General features: G+C 31.6%; 16 protein-coding genes and 2 pseudogenes. 4 read left to right on the forward strand and 14 right to left on the reverse strand.

Annotated elements, in window-relative coordinates:
• Positions 1-2: 2 nt before the first annotated feature.
• From DM800_RS27215 to abc-f, 5 genes are all read right to left on the reverse strand, one after another.
• Positions 3-1,937: an ABC transporter permease gene (locus tag DM800_RS27215; RefSeq protein WP_147788023.1), complete on the reverse strand. Its 1,935-nt coding sequence runs from the start codon at positions 1,935-1,937 to the stop codon at positions 3-5.
• Complete coding sequence (locus DM800_RS27220; protein WP_088063561.1) at positions 1,912-2,682, reverse strand: ABC transporter ATP-binding protein; 771 nt, start codon at positions 2,680-2,682, stop codon at positions 1,912-1,914. Before DM800_RS27220 ends, DM800_RS27215 begins: the two co-directional genes overlap by 26 nt.
• Positions 2,683-2,948: 266 nt before the next feature.
• Positions 2,949-3,491: a DUF3267 domain-containing protein gene (locus tag DM800_RS27225; protein WP_147788024.1), complete on the reverse strand. Its 543-nt coding sequence runs from the start codon at positions 3,489-3,491 to the stop codon at positions 2,949-2,951.
• A 376-nt stretch (positions 3,492-3,867) separates the two neighbouring features.
• A complete protein-coding gene (locus DM800_RS27230; protein ID WP_147788025.1) occupies positions 3,868-4,461 on the reverse strand; it encodes a GNAT family N-acetyltransferase in 594 nt (197 codons plus the stop codon).
• A 21-nt stretch (positions 4,462-4,482) separates the two neighbouring features.
• Positions 4,483-6,111, reverse strand: a complete 1,629-nt coding sequence (gene abc-f / locus DM800_RS27235; RefSeq protein WP_147788026.1) for a ribosomal protection-like ABC-F family protein — start codon at positions 6,109-6,111, stop codon at positions 4,483-4,485.
• A gap of 561 nt (positions 6,112-6,672) precedes the next feature.
• On the opposite strand from abc-f, the gene DM800_RS27240 reads away from it, so the two are divergent.
• Positions 6,673-7,299 carry a DUF6518 family protein gene (locus DM800_RS27240; RefSeq protein ID WP_147788027.1) on the forward strand — a complete coding sequence of 209 codons (627 nt, stop codon included), beginning with the start codon at positions 6,673-6,675 and terminating at the stop codon, positions 7,297-7,299.
• A 318-nt stretch (positions 7,300-7,617) separates the two neighbouring features.
• On the opposite strand, the gene DM800_RS27245 is transcribed toward DM800_RS27240, so the two are convergent.
• From DM800_RS27245 to DM800_RS27255, 3 genes are all read right to left on the reverse strand, one after another.
• Positions 7,618-8,601: a sensor histidine kinase gene (locus DM800_RS27245; RefSeq protein WP_147788028.1), complete on the reverse strand. Its 984-nt coding sequence runs from the start codon at positions 8,599-8,601 to the stop codon at positions 7,618-7,620.
• On the reverse strand, positions 8,598-9,305 hold the full coding sequence (locus DM800_RS27250) for a response regulator transcription factor (RefSeq protein ID WP_147788029.1): 708 nt from the start codon (positions 9,303-9,305) through the stop codon (positions 8,598-8,600). Before DM800_RS27250 ends, DM800_RS27245 begins: the two co-directional genes overlap by 4 nt.
• A 125-nt stretch (positions 9,306-9,430) precedes the next feature.
• The gene (locus DM800_RS27255; RefSeq protein WP_147788030.1) at positions 9,431-10,345 is read right to left on the reverse strand and encodes an acetamidase/formamidase family protein; all 915 of its coding nucleotides are present in this window, start codon (positions 10,343-10,345) and stop codon (positions 9,431-9,433) included.
• Positions 10,346-10,500: 155 nt separating this feature from the next.
• On the opposite strand from DM800_RS27255, the gene DM800_RS27260 reads away from it, so the two are divergent.
• Positions 10,501-10,929: a cell wall hydrolase gene (locus DM800_RS27260; RefSeq protein WP_137053787.1), complete on the forward strand. Its 429-nt coding sequence runs from the start codon at positions 10,501-10,503 to the stop codon at positions 10,927-10,929.
• A gap of 119 nt (positions 10,930-11,048) precedes the next feature.
• Here the strand turns inward: DM800_RS27260 and DM800_RS27265 are convergent, their stop codons facing one another.
• On the reverse strand, positions 11,049-11,219 hold the full coding sequence (locus DM800_RS27265; protein WP_000551042.1) for a DUF2197 domain-containing protein: 171 nt from the start codon (positions 11,217-11,219) through the stop codon (positions 11,049-11,051).
• 224 nt (positions 11,220-11,443) lie between these two features.
• On the opposite strand from DM800_RS27265, the gene DM800_RS27270 reads away from it, so the two are divergent.
• A complete protein-coding gene (locus tag DM800_RS27270; RefSeq protein WP_147788031.1) occupies positions 11,444-12,145 on the forward strand; it encodes a class I SAM-dependent methyltransferase in 702 nt (233 codons plus the stop codon).
• A 254-nt stretch (positions 12,146-12,399) separates the two neighbouring features.
• On the opposite strand, the gene DM800_RS27275 is transcribed toward DM800_RS27270, so the two are convergent.
• The 4 genes and pseudogenes from DM800_RS27275 to DM800_RS27285 form a co-directional block, all read right to left on the reverse strand.
• On the reverse strand, positions 12,400-13,029 hold the full coding sequence (locus DM800_RS27275; RefSeq protein ID WP_147788032.1) for a class I SAM-dependent methyltransferase: 630 nt from the start codon (positions 13,027-13,029) through the stop codon (positions 12,400-12,402).
• A gap of 317 nt (positions 13,030-13,346) precedes the next feature.
• Positions 13,347-13,844 (reverse strand): DUF421 domain-containing protein, encoded by a 498-nt coding sequence (locus tag DM800_RS27280; RefSeq protein WP_147788033.1) that lies wholly within the window; start codon positions 13,842-13,844, stop codon positions 13,347-13,349.
• Positions 13,845-14,055: 211 nt separating this feature from the next.
• Positions 14,056-14,274 (reverse strand): hypothetical protein, encoded by a 219-nt coding sequence (locus DM800_RS29415; protein ID WP_141522823.1) that lies wholly within the window; start codon positions 14,272-14,274, stop codon positions 14,056-14,058.
• Positions 14,275-14,468: 194 nt separating this feature from the next.
• A pseudogene (locus DM800_RS27285) lies at positions 14,469-14,582 on the reverse strand (alcohol dehydrogenase); the annotation flags it as partial.
• Positions 14,583-14,781: 199 nt separating this feature from the next.
• On the opposite strand from DM800_RS27285, the pseudogene DM800_RS27290 reads away from it, so the two are divergent.
• Positions 14,782-15,023: pseudogene (locus DM800_RS27290) on the forward strand (hypothetical protein).
• 27 nt (positions 15,024-15,050) lie between these two features.
• Here DM800_RS27290 and DM800_RS27295 read toward each other — a convergent pair.
• A complete protein-coding gene (locus DM800_RS27295; RefSeq protein ID WP_147788034.1) occupies positions 15,051-15,254 on the reverse strand; it encodes a hypothetical protein in 204 nt (67 codons plus the stop codon).
• Positions 15,255-15,782 lie beyond the last annotated feature (528 nt).

Below are 15,782 nucleotides of genomic sequence, written 5' to 3' on the forward strand. Positions count from 1 at the left end.
CTCTACTGTTCCATAGTTTTATAAAGCTTTTGTAAGTAACGCCAACGAGTTATAAAGAAATATAAAACTTGTATACATATAAATGAAATTAAAATTATGATAGAGCTATTCATAATAGAAAAATCGACTAATTGTTGTAATGCCATATAAGCGACCACAGTATGAATCACTGCAACGATAATCGGTAAGAAGAACATTAATACTAATTGTCTTGTTACAACTTTTTTCAACTCTCGTTTACTTAATCCCATTTTCGAAATCATCTTATATTGCTGCTGATCGCGGTCCAAATCAGTATATAACCGGAAATAAATAAAACTAGCAGCGAAAGTAAAGAAGACGATTCCAACTAAAACACTTGCCATAAGTAATAACCCATTCGTTTGTTTTGCACTTAACAACTCTATAGTTAGTGCTCTAAATTCAAAATGTATGTCTCTAGGATCTTGATCGAATATGTCACTTAATTGGTTTGAAATCTCTTTCGTTTTTATCCAATCATCTACAACAAATCCATAAGTTCGATATTGGATAATATTTTCAAAATCTAGATTACTATTAAGCGGAATTTCATCATACACATGATCTTGAATCGCAATATTAATCCCTTCCGTATCGTGTGGCAAAACTAAATTATCTACAGTTTTTTTCACATGAAATGTCTTTGTCCAATCGCCTTGAATGACTTCAATATTCTTTTTATAATCACCATTTTTAAACTCTTGTTTTTGTGATACGACTCCAGGGATTAATAACATTTCATCTTCTTTTTCAATCGTTTCTTGTTGGTACCCGAGTGCTCTCGCAAGTTCGTTATATTCACTTAACTTCATTACATTTACATTACTTTCTGTATAAATATCTGAAGTGGAAGCCATTCGATATGGAATATTAGAATCAGCAAGATGTTTTTTTATAATCGAGAGATGTTTATCCGTTATTTTATTTTTATCAGGAGCTGTATACAGAAATGTATACGGGTTTGTCATCCTTACCAAATCTTTGTTTCCAAGAGCTGCTGTCGTGCCAATTGCTGTAAAAGCAACTGCTGAAATAATAGATACTATAAAAAACATTGTTGCATTATCTTTCATACGGTATATTAATTCTGAAAATGTTAATATATTGGTTCTCTTTAAAAAGAAAGATTCACTCCTTTTCACAAGATGCAATATATAAACGCTACACTGTGTATATAAAAAGTACGTTCCTATAATTACTAGGAGAACACCCATTCCGAGCGTAATAAAACTATAATTTGGGATAAAGCGAAATACTAAAATATAGCCATATCCTATACTAAATAAAGAAAAAATTGATAATAAAATTGACGATTTCGGTTCAGGCTTTGGCTTTTCCCCTGCTTGAATAAGTTCCACAAGTTCTGTTACTTTTATCATTTTAAAAGTAACTAGCGAAACAATTAAAAATAAGAATAGAAACGTGATGCCAGTTAATAATACCGCCTTTACTGGTATATAAAAAGGTAAGCCGTTACTAATCATTAATACACTGGCACTTATTAATAAAACTAGTTTAGAAAATATAAGTCCAATAAGAACCCCTATACAAATTGAACCAAGTCCAATTAACATATTTTCAATTAACAATAACTTCTTAAGCTGTCTCATTGACATACCTTGCATCATTAAAATGCCAAATTCTTTCTTACGCGTTTTTAAAAACGAACTCACTGAATATAGAATGAAGAAGAATGAAAAGACAAAAATCAAACCTTGAGAAACTTCAAATCCTAATGTACCAAATGTACTTATTGTTTTACTTGTCGATTTCAACTCCCCCTGTAAATCAGGATGGAATAATAAAAGAGCATACGTAAAGAAAATCATTATAGAAAATGCACTACTTAAAAAATGGGCAGCATATGTACGCTTATTACGAAAAATATTATTAAATGCGAATTGACGAAAAGTCATGCCTTTTCCCTCCTAACAAAGAAAGGACATCCATAATCTTTTGATAAAATGCTTGCCTGCTTTCACCACGATAAATTTCGTTATATAGTTGACCATCTTTAATAAAAATTACTCGGCTGCAAAAACTCGCTGCATACGGATCATGAGTCACTAACATCATCGTAGCTTTTTCTTCCTTATTTAGAGTATCTAACATCTCCATTACATCATTTGAAGATTTAGAATCTAAATTCCCTGTTGGTTCATCTGCGAGTAATAATTGCGGCTTATGAACAATTGCACGAGCAATTGCTGTTCTTTGAGCTTGGCCTCCTGATATTTCAAACGTTCTTTTATTCAATATATCTGTAATATTTAATTTCTCTGCGATTTCTTGTACGCATTTGTTCATTTCTTGCACAGAAACGCCATCTAATGTCATCGGCAATACGATATTTTCCTTCACTGTAAGCGTGCTAAGTAAATTAAATGATTGGAAAACAAATCCTAATTGTTTCCTACGGAATAAAGCTAAATCTTCTGATGATAACTGGAAAGGATTTGTACCGTTTATTACTATTTCTCCTGAGGACGGAGAATCGATAGTAGATACCATATTTAATAATGTAGTTTTCCCGCTACCAGATGGACCCATAATCCCTACAAATTCGCCTTCTTGAATCGATAAATCAATATCTACTAATGCTTTAAAAGGTATTTTCCCTTTATATACTTTACTAATATTTTTCGCATGTAAAATTTCCATTTCTATTCTCCCTTCATTTGCACTTCTCACAATAGAGTGTAAATGAATTGTCTTTTATCTCATATTGATTCATCTTTCATTTATCTTACACGCTCGTAAGATTTCTGAAAAAACTAACAATAAACTTTTTACAAATTAATATTAACGCATAACTATCTTATAATAATTGTATAGTGGCAAGAAATACAATGTATATCATATCTTTATTATATAAAAGAGAAAAGACCGATAGCTTTATCGGTCTTTTCCTTCCCAAAGTTATACTTTCAAGTAATACCTTTAGTTGAAATGTTTTTGAGATACCCTTTTTTAGTCTCTTTCACTTTAAAATAACCTCTACAAAAAATTGAGTTCTTCGGTTTAATCGCAATTAAAAATGAATTGTATATATCTGAAGCGGAAATTATTGCATTTATCCAACATACAAACAATAAGATTGATTTAATATTTCCCGATACATACAATAATATAATCGCCGGAACGACCGATAATACAATTATAGGTAAGCTCATAAAAATCCAAAACCGCGTTTTGGATAGGATTGCATTTGTATTTAGCCAAAAAAATATTCCGCTACAAGTTAAGCTAATATCCCCCATTTTATTTATAACAATAATGTGTAGACATTCATGAATGATGAAGACTAAAATACCTAAAATGATAAGATAAAATATATTAATATGAGTGAAACTTGCTCCAAAATAATACGGTATTAGAAAAATAATGATTTGAAGTACATATACAAACTTCATATAATATTTTCGGTGCCAATCATTTTGTATAAAAGGAGTCCATTCTGACAAATCCATACTTATTTGTGGTAAGTCACGAAACCAAAGTATAATAAGCTTTCTCCTCCCTTGTTTAAACTATTTCATACTTTTAAAAAATGTAATCCACTAACACTTAACCGTTAATTTTAGATACAAACTCCTTGTTCCCTTTATGCTTTTATTAAAGCTTAAGGTAATTCATTTACAACATTATTAGAGTGAAAATTTATCTTTTCCACAAATAAACACTTTCGACAAAATATTCCAAATCCCTTTTCAAATATGTTGTTTATAAAATGGTTCTTGCATGTACAACTTAATACATCTGTTTTCGGTGAAAAGCACACAATGCAAAAAAGCTTAGAACTTTAGCTCTAAGCTTTTTAATGATTTCATTACATTTTCGCTCCTTTTAAAGAGCGCTATTTTTTATCCATTCGGATTTACTCAATACATAATGATTATAAATTTGATTTTCTATCATCTGTTGACCCAAATAAGTAAATCTGCATTTTTCAATGACCTTATTTGATGGTGCGTTGTTTATTAATGCAATTGCGTTAAGGACATCCACATTTGTATTTTTAAACAAATAGTCAATCAGTCCTTTAGTTGCTTTCGTTGCATATCCATTATTATGATATTCACTTGAAACAGCATACATAATTTCTCTATTCGGTGCAGGAAGCTCATCTTTCATACTTGTGCAGCACCATCCAACAAATTCATTTGTCGTTTTCTTAAATATTCCTAGTCTTAATATGTGATCATCTATGTTAGTCGTAGTTCTCACTGCATGAAGAAATGCTTTATTTTCTGGTATTTCATAATTTGTAACCCAATTAACTCGTTGTTCTTTCGTTGATTTCCAGTCCGGTAAAAACTTTTCTATGTCCGGTTGATTTGCTATTTTATAAATACTTTCTGCATCTTTGACCGTAAACTCTTGTAGGTATATATCACCACAATCTATTTTAAATAGCTTAGTCAAACCCTCTTCTCCCATGTCTAATCCCCCTTACTTACGTTAAAGCGCCTTAATCTGCTTCGTAAGTTCCATAAACCGTTCATCTAGTTCTTTATATTCTTTGTCTTTAGGAGTTAAAAAGCTTAATTTCCCTAATACTTCTTGTCTTTCTGTTTCTAACGTTAAACGTAGCTCTTCAATTTCATCTCTTGTTTTCGTAGGTTCTTCGAGCTGCTTTTGTATCGTATTGTTTACAAACACAAGTTTTGCCGTAGTTGTTTTCTCCCAAAAATATCGATCGTGAGAAACGATAACAAGTGTTCCATTATACTCAGCTAATGTGTTTTCAAGCTGTTCACGTGATGGCAGATCAAGGTGATTCGTCGGTTCATCTAAAATAAGTACATCTTTTTCATCTAAAATATAAGCCATAAGCTTACATTTTACTCGTTCCCCCATACTCATATACTCAATCGGCTCTTTCCATTGAGAAGCTTGAAAACCTAAATGTTTCATTAAATTTTGAACTTTCTCTCTTTCTTCAAATGACTCTTTATAAAATAAATCTTCTGGTGTTTTATCAAGTGGTAAATCAAATACTTCTTGTGTTAAATAACCAATGTTTGCTGATGGTGAAATCCATACTTCTCCTTCAGCAGTTTCTGTTCCCATAATCATCTTTAGTAACGTTGTTTTCCCACTACCATTCGGTCCAATAATCGCAACCTTCTCACCGTGCTGAATTGTAAAATTAACGTTTTCAAATAATGTTCGTTTATTAAATTCTTTCCGCAATTGTTTTACTTCTAAGAAACGTTTTCCTACTTTTTTACTCGCTTGAATAGAAAATTCAACTGAATAATCTTCTTTCACACGTTCTACTTTCGTTTTCTCTAGCTCTTTTTCAAGACGTTTTCGTTTCGATTTAACTTGCGCGTCCATTCGCTTCGCCTTTACACGATAAAATTCTTTAACACCTTCTTGTTTTGTAGACTGCGCATGTGCCTTTTGTGACCATGAACTTAATTCTTTTATATGTGTTTCTACTTGTTCTATTTTCTTTTGTTGTTTTTCATATTCACGCTGTTGCGTCATTCTTTTATGTTCACGTGCATTCATATAACTCGTATAATTCCCGCTATGATCAATTAATTTCTTATCCTCAATTGACCATATTCTAGTCGCAACAACATCTAAAAAATATCGATCATGTGATACGACGATAACTGTACCTTTCATATTTTTTATTTGTTTAATAAGAAATTCCGTACTCATCTCATCTAGATGATTTGTCGGTTCGTCTAATATTAAGACATTAGGATTTTGGGCAAACCCTTTTGCTAATCGAACTTTTAGCTTTTCACCACCACTTAAAGTAAGGAAATCATTCGTTGGCACGCCCCATTTCGCAAGTAGTTCTGCTTCTTTTGCAATCATATCCTTGCTAACGAAAGATTCTTTTTCTTGTTCAACATATGCAGTTGTCATATTCATTTGAAGCCATTCAACAGTACCTTTTGACGGTTCAATCTTCCCATTTATTAATTGAAGTAATGTTGATTTACCAGCCCCGTTTTTACCAATTAATCCGATAACATCCCCTTGTTTTACTGTCACATTCATTTTCTCTAACAAAGTATTTTCCTTTATTTCAACATAAACATCATTTAATTTTAATAGTTCTTTCATAATACCGATCCCTTTCATTAAGGGAGAATAAAAAAATCCTCCCAAATAAATTTGGCAGGATTAGTCGTTAAAATATTTATACCCAAATAAGCTATTACACAACATAAATAGCAATACCGTTGTATGGAAATTGGGCAGACTAATCCTATTTTTTAGAAATTGAAATTTATTGAATTTCAACATTTAAAAATAAGATTAGTTAATCATCGTCCACCCATCATTCCTTTCTGTCGTTAGTAACCATATTGTACCATGATAGTACTGTATGAGTAAATGCAATTATATGTGCTATTATAAAGTTTGCTTTCTTCAAGGGCTATTTATCATTTCTTAAATTCATTTTGAACAAACAGCATTTATTGTACTACTTGCTTTATATTTCCCCAAAAAGTAAAACCCTAAGTACCCCCTCTTATATAATTTTTATATAAATTTATGATTAATTATATGTTATTCGTTATCCAATAATATCTTATTGTTTTTCGATAAATTTTTATTGATTACTCTCCTATAATAAGATATTATATGTTTACAGAAAATATTAATATAAGGATTGAATTTATGGACAAAACATTAAAAATTACAAAATCAAATATTATTTTAAGGATCGTTCTCATCCCGATTATAGTAGGAGTAATTGTTGGTATACTAACTAAATTGGGGCAAGGTATACTTCCAGGAAATTGGAATTCATTAGTTAACCTAGGAAGCGTTTGGTTAGTTCCATCCTTTTTCGTGGCTAGCTTGAGTTATTCTAAACGTACAGCTATACTTTCTGGCATCCTTGCGCTACTCGGCATGATATTAGGCTACTATGGTTATGCAATAGTTATTAAAAATGTAGCTCACTCTATTTATTTTATATCTGTATGGATTGTATGTGCATGTATAGGAGGAACTATCTTTGGAATTGCAGGTTTTCTATGGAAAGATACTACAAATCCACTTCATAAATTCGGAAGCGCGCTTATTAGTGGAGTTTTTGTAACGGATGGACTTCACATTCTTTTACATTTTGAAGACTATAGTCACATGTTACCTGTTGGATATACCGAAGTGATAGTCGGGATTATCTTGATTCTTGTGTTAGAACGCTCTAATGCTAATCGCATTTCTTCTTTCTTAATGATGGTTCCTATCACTATTTTAGGATTAATTGGATATACATTATTAAGTTTGTTTACTTAATTACAATACTGTATCATGAAAAAACAAAAGACTCATTCTATTATAATCCATAATCCATATCACGAATTCGAACATTATATTTATTAATGTTGATACACTTATTCATAGGATGGATTCATGAAGCTATCTCTTTCAAAGGGGTGGCTTTTTTCTTACAAAAACTATTTATCAGCTTTTTATTAAATACTTCTAATTTAACAATCGTATTTATTTGCGTGTCATTATACATACGAAGATTACCTTTTACCATTTCATATAATCGCTATAAAGTAAGGCTAAAAAACTTATCTCCAAAGTCCTTTAGCCTAGTTCACTTATTTACACATTAAAAAATATAATTCGTACAACGGTACCTTTACCAACTTCTGAATGGATTTCTACACTATGTCCTAATTGTTTCGTAATTTCATATACAAGATATAGCCCCATTCCAGTTGATTCTTTAAAATCTCTGCCATTTTCTCCTGTAAAGAAAGGTTTAAACACTCTTGGTAAATCTTGCTTCGGTATCCCTACGCCATTATCGGCAATTTCAAGTATAACTGTATTACCTTCCTTACAAGCTTTCACTTTAATCTTTTCTCTACTACCTGATGAATATTTAATCGCATTCGATAGTATTTGTCCAATTAAAAATTGTAACCATTTCGCATCACTTTCTACACTAATGTCCTTATCAATTTTAAGCTCTGGATATACAAAATTCCGGATAAAGAAGCGTTTATGTTCATGTACAGAATTATTCACTATTTTATGTAGTTTTACTTTTTCCACATAAAAATCTTGTGTAAATGCTTCTAAACGTGCGACATACAGAGCCATCTCTAACCCCTTTTTCAGCCTATCTGTTTCCTCATTTATACTTTCAAAACGTGAATCGACTTCATCATGTGTAATTAATTCTATTACAGATAAAGGTGTTTTCATTTGATGAATCCACTGATTCATAAAAGTTAAATGATCATTATTTTTTCTCTCTTGTATTTGCAGCTGATTTTGATAATGTCGATATTGCACCTCAAGTAGTTCTTGAAGAGCATCAGATAAAGCTGCAAAATCTGATTTTTGAACAGATTCATCCAAAGAGTTCAACGGATTTGCTAATCGTTCATAGAAAGTACGATGAGTAAAATAACGAAATACTAAATAGCCTACCATAAAAAAGACACCTAAAAACATTGCATATAATGCCGTTGCAATATGGTTATGCCCATCAAACCAATATACAAGAAATATGGCTAGTAATTGGATTGCTGTAAAACAAATAAGTGGTATATGATCACGAATAAATAATCTTATCATTTCTCCATACCAGTATCCCAAGTAATATGTAATCTATAACCGACACTACGAATCGTTTCAATCGCATCTTCAATCTGTAACGTTTTTAACTTTTTTCGCACACGTGTTGTATTTACACTTAATGTATTATCATCAACATAAGATTCGCTATCCCATAATTTATTCAACAACACTTCTCTACCCACAACACGCGGATAATTTTTCATTAACGTTTCTAATAAAATAGCTTCGTTTCTCGTTATATCAATCTCTTGATTCTTAAGCCTCAATACAAGCCTTTCGGGATATAAACATAGTCCTTGTTGCTCAACCATCCGTTCTTCTACTTTCGGTGCATAATCTCCGTAAGCACGTCTTAAATGACTTCGAATTTTAGCCATTACCACTTCGTAATGGAAGGGCTTTGAAATAAAATCATCACCACCGTTTTCTAGCGCCATAACTTGATCCATCGTGCCTTCACGGGCTGAAATAAATAATATCGGACATGTAGAAACCCCACGAATTTGACGACACCAATAGTATCCATCAAAACTCGGCAAATTAATATCTAATAAAACTAACTCTGGTTGTTCTTCTAAAAAAATGTCTAATACATTTTGAAAATCCGATACAATAATTCCTTCATACCCGTATTTTACAACATGTGTTGATAATAGTTCTGCAATTTTCATATCGTCTTCTACAATCATAATTTTGACCATTATTGAACTCCTTTTTAATCCACAATCTCAAATATACTTATACAAAATAAATACTACCTCTTTTCACAAAATCCGTAAATTAAAAAAGGATGCTTTTATACAAAAGTATCCTTCTTCTATTATTCTTACTTAATATTAAACTTACTCAAATTAAAACCTAGCTTCTCCACATATCCCATCCCTACTTCCATCCGCGCTGTTTTAAGCGGGTCCACAACTTGGCATACTTTTAGATTACCTGCTGCTGATAATAAAAGAGTTGCATCAGCTTTAGGCATTTCTAATTCTTCATGTAAAAATGTCACCATATTACGTACAGCTCGATTCGCTGCATCATCTAACAATTTCTCTGAAGCAATCGTCATTATTTTTTCTTTTTGAATAACCATTGGTAAAGGCCATTTATTTCCTTTTATAGTCTGTACTGTTACAGTTACCTCACCAGCAACCTCTACCCCGCTGACACCAATTTCACCATCACCCATCGCTGCGTGTAAATCGCCTAATGCTAATAGAGCACCGGGAACATTTACAGGTAATAGTAATGTTGTCCCTTCTTTTATCTCTTTACAGTCCATATTCCCGCCGTGATCATGCGGTGTGCCACATGAAATGCTCTCTTCTTTCGGCGCAGTACCAATTACACCGATCATTGGATTAATTGGGATTTGTAGTTCATTTGAAAACAAAACATGTTCATTATGTATCGGGACAATTTTCACTGTATTTTCATTTAGCTCTTCACCTATTACACCGAGATTCGTCCCTGTAGTTAAAACACCTTGCTCTGCAATTTTAATTTTTTCAATCGTTACAACTAATATATCACCAGGTTCTGCACCTTTAATATATACAGGTCCAGTTGCTGGATTAATGCGGTTCCAATCTAATTCTTGAAACGCAACATCTTCAGAGTCAATTTGATTTTCAAAGCAATCATATGTTTCAAATACAAGACGACTCCCCACTTCTACTTCCATACAAGGCTGATTATCTGATGACATTGCGTAAATGATATGTTCTTTATGAATGCGATACATTTTATCTCTCCCCTTTATATTGGTCTACACTTACTAATTAGCGTTTTTTATAAAAGCTCCTTTTAAAAATTAATGAATTTACATATAGAAAAGCACCTAGCTTATTTTCATACATACACTCTTTACTATAACAGGTAAAGAAAGGTCGTATCACTATGCCCCTTATTCCATATAACGAAAGCGATGTTGATTTACTAGCTCGTTTAATTCGTGCTGAAGCTGAAGGAGAAGGTCGACAAGGTGAACAACTTGTCGGTTGCGTTGTCGTAAACCGTGTATTTTGTGATTGCTTAGATTTTAAACAACTTCGGTCTGTACGTGATGCAGTATATCAAAGCCCTGGCGGATTTGAAGCAGTGCAATACGGATATTTTTATCAACGCGCTCGTGAATCAGAAAAAGAAATTGCAAGAAAAGTTTTACAAGGAGAATGGCGCTGGCCTGCACGATGGGCCCTTTGGTATTTCCGTCCAGTTGGAGCTTGCCCACCTGAATGGTATAATCAGCCGTTTGTAGGACAGTTTAAAAGCCATTGTTTTTATGAACCTAGTGGTGATGAATGTCCAAAATTGTATTCACGGTAGTAAAATTTGCAACGCAAGTGCTTAGAACTTTGGGTACTTGCGTTGCTTTTAACTGTGTTTTAGAAATCTAATATTGTGATGGATTTTTCGATATACTTTTCTAAATTAAAATCATATAATTACCTAAAAAAATTCTTTATCGCTTCTAATTGAATTTTGTGGCTACACTCGTCACAACAATATGCCCCTTTTGGTTTCTCTTTAAATCGCTTATATTTTTCACTACCTTCATAAACACGAAATATATTTTTACAAGAAAAGCAAACAATTTCATAAAACATCATATGCATTTTCCTCCTCGTATTTATAACCTTTCATCAAGTTACTTGAGAAGGCTTCGTTCCCATTTCCATATATTATTAATAAAAGGTTTATCTAAATTATTATCGAATTATATAAATATTGTTAAAAGTGAGGTATACATCTTTTTCAACAATATAAAATTAGTTATTGATGCTAAAGAAAGTTTAACTGAAGGATCAAGTTGCAATGAAAGTATTGGAGTTGAAACACTATGAATCGTATTAATTACATAAGACAAGAAGAAAAGAAATATCATGACCTTTGCTATGAACAATATAAACTATTTGAAACTGGTTCTTGGCTTTACGAACCGGTTAAAACAGTTATGGACTTAATGGATCACTTTGAAGGACAAAACAACTTGCAAGTACTTGACCTCGGCTCTGGCGTCGGAAGAAATAGTATTCCTATTGCACAAAAGATACAAAATACTAGCGGCACTGTTACATGTGTGGACTTACTTGATTCCGCTTTAACAAAATTACAAACTTATAGCAAAGAACATGGCGTATTTGAAGTTATAAAAATAGAAAAAGCAGCAATTGAAAACTATTACATCCAACCTGATACTTATGATTATATCGTTGCAGTATCAAGTTTAGAGCATGTTCAATCAGAAGAAGATTTAAAAAACGTGCTCCATTCTATGAAAAAAGGTACAAAGACTGGTGGTATCAATTGTTTAATTATTAACTCGCACATACAAGAAATTGACTTACATACGAATGAAGAATTAGATGCTTTAATTGAAATTAACCTTCCTACTGAAGATATGCTACATCTATTAAAAAGCATTTATAAAGAATGGCAAGAATTAAAAGTTGAAATAAAAGAATTAGCTTATAATATAGTCCGAAACGAAAGACACATTCAATTAAAAACAAATGCTATTACTTTTGTCGTTCAGAAGTAATCGTATAATAAAGATGTGACTCTTTCCTTCTGATTCATTTTTATTGTATGAGATTTTTACCTTTTAATATTTAATAAACAAAAAAATAAAAGAGCACTTGTTTCCGCAAGTGCTCTTTTCAGGGATTTTGAGATGCCCCATTAACGAAAGTTAAGGTTACTTAAAGTTAAGAGGTATTTATATTATATGTTTGTCCTTTTTAATTGTGCATAATCAATATATAAACATCTTTAATAATATTTAATAACTTTTATTTATAGTTCTTTCTTACATTGGACCATTAAAAAATTGATTGAAGGCTTATTTTCCATGATCTTATTTGGTTCATCAATTTCTGAAACTTGTACTAGTCCATATTTATTAAAATCTTGTTTTATAGATTCAGAATCATAGAAGAACATTTTTACGCCTTCCATTATCTCAAAATAGTCTTTATCCAACTGGTTTCCTTTTCCATACATAGGAGCTTTTTTAGAAACTGTTGTAAAAACCAAATAACCGCCTGGTTTTAACTGATTATAACAATCTTTAATAAATTTCTCTCTTTCCTGGTCATTCAACAAATGAAGAAGTGCATGACTAAATATCCCATCATACAGTTTGTTATCAAAAGGCATTTCGTTTACCGAACCGTGATACATACTGACATCTTCTAGTCCGTTTTGTTTTGCTAAATCAATGGCTGTTTTTGAAATTTCAATACCTGTTACATTTATACTATTTTCGATAAACACCTTTGCGTTTCTTCCGTATCCAATACCCGGAACTAATATGTCTTTAACATTGTTTTCCACAAAAAAATCTTTTGTCAAAATTGCAGATTCTGTAGGTTCAAAACCCCACATCGTTTGTTTCTCAATAAAGCTTGATTCCCAAAATTCCATTATGTTTCTATCTCCTTATTTTTATCTCATTTTTAGTATCACATGAAAGACCTATATAATACGGCTCCATGTGCCAATTTAATTTTTACGATTCTAATACAAGATGGTATGTGTATTGTTAATATACAGTTGTTCTTTCTTCTATTCAAAACATTTACCATAGTCACTATAGCTCCATTGAATATAGCATAATAATAAGCCTATATCTATTTTAAAGATTGGTGTAAAACCCACTCTTTTTTATTAATCCTTATGCTTTTGTAGAAAAACAAAAAAGCCAATACTTCCGTTGTAGTATTAGCTTTTCTCAAGAGAAATTATCTTTTTATATTGTACTGATCTAATATTTTTTCTAACATTTCTAAAGTTATCGGTTGAGCTTTCTCTATTAATTGATAACCAATACGCCCATTCGGTTCGGCTGTAACTTGCTGTAAACTCATTAAATCATGAATTCCTTTTTCTCTTAATTGCATATATAGTTGTTGTTCCGACATTTTTGCTTTCATCAAATTCTCTTTTACAATTTCTCCATTTTCAACAATTACAATGCTACTGCCATTTAGGAATTGCTCCACCTTCTTTGATTTCAATTCAAAAAAATGAATGATAAGAAGTATGCTTGCAAATATTACAGCTGCAAATATAGATGGGACTACTTTCCTACTTAATACAGGCTCTACAATAATACGTCCAATTGAAACTACTATAATGATTTCAGCTCTCGTCATTTGGCTAACAGAATTACTACCTGTCATTTTTAATGCAATCATTCCAGTGAGAATTAAAATAACGCTTTCCCAAATCATATTCATAATTGCCCAATCCTTTAATGGTGAATGTTACTAGCATACCCATTTCATATAGCATTCTAAATGCATTTTAATTAAACTTTTTTGTGAAAATCAAACTTAAATATACTGAAAAAGAATCTATTTTGATTAATCTTTTTTCAATAAAGGTTTGATGATCCATCTTCCATTGTCAAAAAAATAAAAAGCACCCGCATGGATGCATAGATTAAACTTATTCATTATTACTCTCTCCACTTTTATCATCAACTGATTTGGAGTCTAACATGCTGCCTATATCAGGTGGTAAAGCTAACTCTATACCAGCTACTGGTTGATTATCTTCATTAAACCATTGTTTCTTAAATTTAATCAATTCTTCATTTTTCTTATTTTCATCCATATTATCCCGCCTTTTATGTACGATATTAAACACTTTACTTAATATGTACATTGAGAAAGATAATATACTATTTTTTCAACTCCCACACTACTTATACTATTTGTACATAATGAAAGAGCAAAAAACCTCCTCTATTTACCCAACCCGTTGTACCTGTTAAAGAATCCCCGTACATGCTACTCCTCGTTTTGTTTTCAAATTAGTGACGAAATATATGTGAGCTACGTGACAAGTACGTGGTCATTTTATTTATATGAGACAAATACTTTTAAAGGGGTAATTATCCCTTCACTTAATTTCTCAAAACATTTTTCAAGTGCAGTATAATGAATTTCATGTTGAAAAATCTCTTCTATAAATAATTTATATTGTTCCATTCATACCCTCCCTTTTATCCCGCTATTTGTGAGGATCGGGCCGATAATCACTGGGAGATGAAAACCCGCAATCATTAAAAAAATATAATTAAAGTAGCCCTTAAACTATTTATAATAATTAATGTGAATGTTTCATCCAAAATTTAAGCTATACAGTTGGCTAGCAACCAACAGTGATAATATGATAATTGAATTTGATGGATATGGAATAAATGAGTATGTTATTGGCCTTAACTGTTCTCTAAATGAATTAAGAACAATTTATTTAAATGTAAAAAATGAAGAGATATCTAATGAAGATCTTCTAAGTTTATTTTGTGTACAGTACCATTATAAAAAATACCAAAATCACTACAAGAAGACATCACGAGCGATGTCTTCATTGATTTAGATACAGGCTATATTTATATCCCTAATAGATAACAGTAAACTAGATTAAATGAATAGAAATTACGATTCAGCTAAGTGCTTAATAAAATAAGTCATTGCCCAAATTAATGTCGCAAATTGAGTGACAAAATACATTGTCCATTCAAAACCAGTCAATTTTCTATCTCGTTTAACCTTCTTTAAATATCTGTAAAATATACATGTACTTAAAAACATAAGTAACAACGATAATTGCTGTAAATCATCGACTATACGTACCGCCATAGACTCCATCACCCCCCTAATCAAAATAAATGCTATACTTTAAGAATAACATTTATTGGTAGTTTATTTCCATTTCAGATTACTTATGTCCTAAACAAAAAGAGCACTCAGCTATTGAGTGCTTTAAAAAATATTAATTTTAGACTTATTCCTTGTAATGATTTCATGTAATTTCTCTTACCTTTTATAACTCAGTTCTATCACTTCCGGTATATGCTTGCTATCATATTTCCTCGTATAGGGGTAGCGCCACACCATCAAGCTAAGATTTTGAAGTACCCCCAAAACGAAAATTTTGTGCATTTTATAGCAACAAAGTTCATTTTTTCATTTTGAGGTTAACCTGCTCTGTTAGGTTGATGGGCATGGGGTAACTCCACGTGACCATCAACTTAAGAAGAATAAACGCCACCAAAACAAAAAAAGCCCCAAATTTTTCTCGAAAATAAGGTGGGGCTTTTGAACCAGAAAAGTATATTTTTAACTATGAAAACTACGATGAATTTTCCCTTTTTTCCTACTTGCTAA

Source organism: Bacillus sp. AY18-3, assembly GCF_008042305.1.
GTDB lineage: Bacteria > Bacillota > Bacilli > Bacillales > Bacillaceae_G > Bacillus_A > Bacillus_A wiedmannii.

Coding starts and splice junctions, on each gene's coding strand:
- DM800_RS27215 (WP_147788023.1), bottom strand. CDS start 1,937: ATGACTTTTCGTCAATTCGCATTTAATAATATTTTTCGTAATAAGCGT.
- DM800_RS27220 (WP_088063561.1), bottom strand. CDS start 2,682: ATGGAAATTTTACATGCGAAAAATATTAGTAAAGTATATAAAGGGAAA.
- DM800_RS27225 (WP_147788024.1), bottom strand. CDS start 3,491: ATGGATTTGTCAGAATGGACTCCTTTTATACAAAATGATTGGCACCGA.
- DM800_RS27230 (WP_147788025.1), bottom strand. CDS start 4,461: ATGGGAGAAGAGGGTTTGACTAAGCTATTTAAAATAGATTGTGGTGAT.
- abc-f (WP_147788026.1), bottom strand. CDS start 6,111: ATGAAAGAACTATTAAAATTAAATGATGTTTATGTTGAAATAAAGGAA.
- DM800_RS27240 (WP_147788027.1), top strand. CDS start 6,673: ATGGACAAAACATTAAAAATTACAAAATCAAATATTATTTTAAGGATC.
- DM800_RS27245 (WP_147788028.1), bottom strand. CDS start 8,601: ATGATAAGATTATTTATTCGTGATCATATACCACTTATTTGTTTTACA.
- DM800_RS27250 (WP_147788029.1), bottom strand. CDS start 9,305: ATGGTCAAAATTATGATTGTAGAAGACGATATGAAAATTGCAGAACTA.
- DM800_RS27255 (WP_147788030.1), bottom strand. CDS start 10,345: ATGTATCGCATTCATAAAGAACATATCATTTACGCAATGTCATCAGAT.
- DM800_RS27260 (WP_137053787.1), top strand. CDS start 10,501: ATGCCCCTTATTCCATATAACGAAAGCGATGTTGATTTACTAGCTCGT.
- DM800_RS27265 (WP_000551042.1), bottom strand. CDS start 11,219: ATGCATATGATGTTTTATGAAATTGTTTGCTTTTCTTGTAAAAATATA.
- DM800_RS27270 (WP_147788031.1), top strand. CDS start 11,444: ATGAATCGTATTAATTACATAAGACAAGAAGAAAAGAAATATCATGAC.
- DM800_RS27275 (WP_147788032.1), bottom strand. CDS start 13,029: ATGGAATTTTGGGAATCAAGCTTTATTGAGAAACAAACGATGTGGGGT.
- DM800_RS27280 (WP_147788033.1), bottom strand. CDS start 13,844: ATGAATATGATTTGGGAAAGCGTTATTTTAATTCTCACTGGAATGATT.
- DM800_RS29415 (WP_141522823.1), bottom strand. CDS start 14,274: ATGTACATATTAAGTAAAGTGTTTAATATCGTACATAAAAGGCGGGAT.
- DM800_RS27295 (WP_147788034.1), bottom strand. CDS start 15,254: ATGGCGGTACGTATAGTCGATGATTTACAGCAATTATCGTTGTTACTT.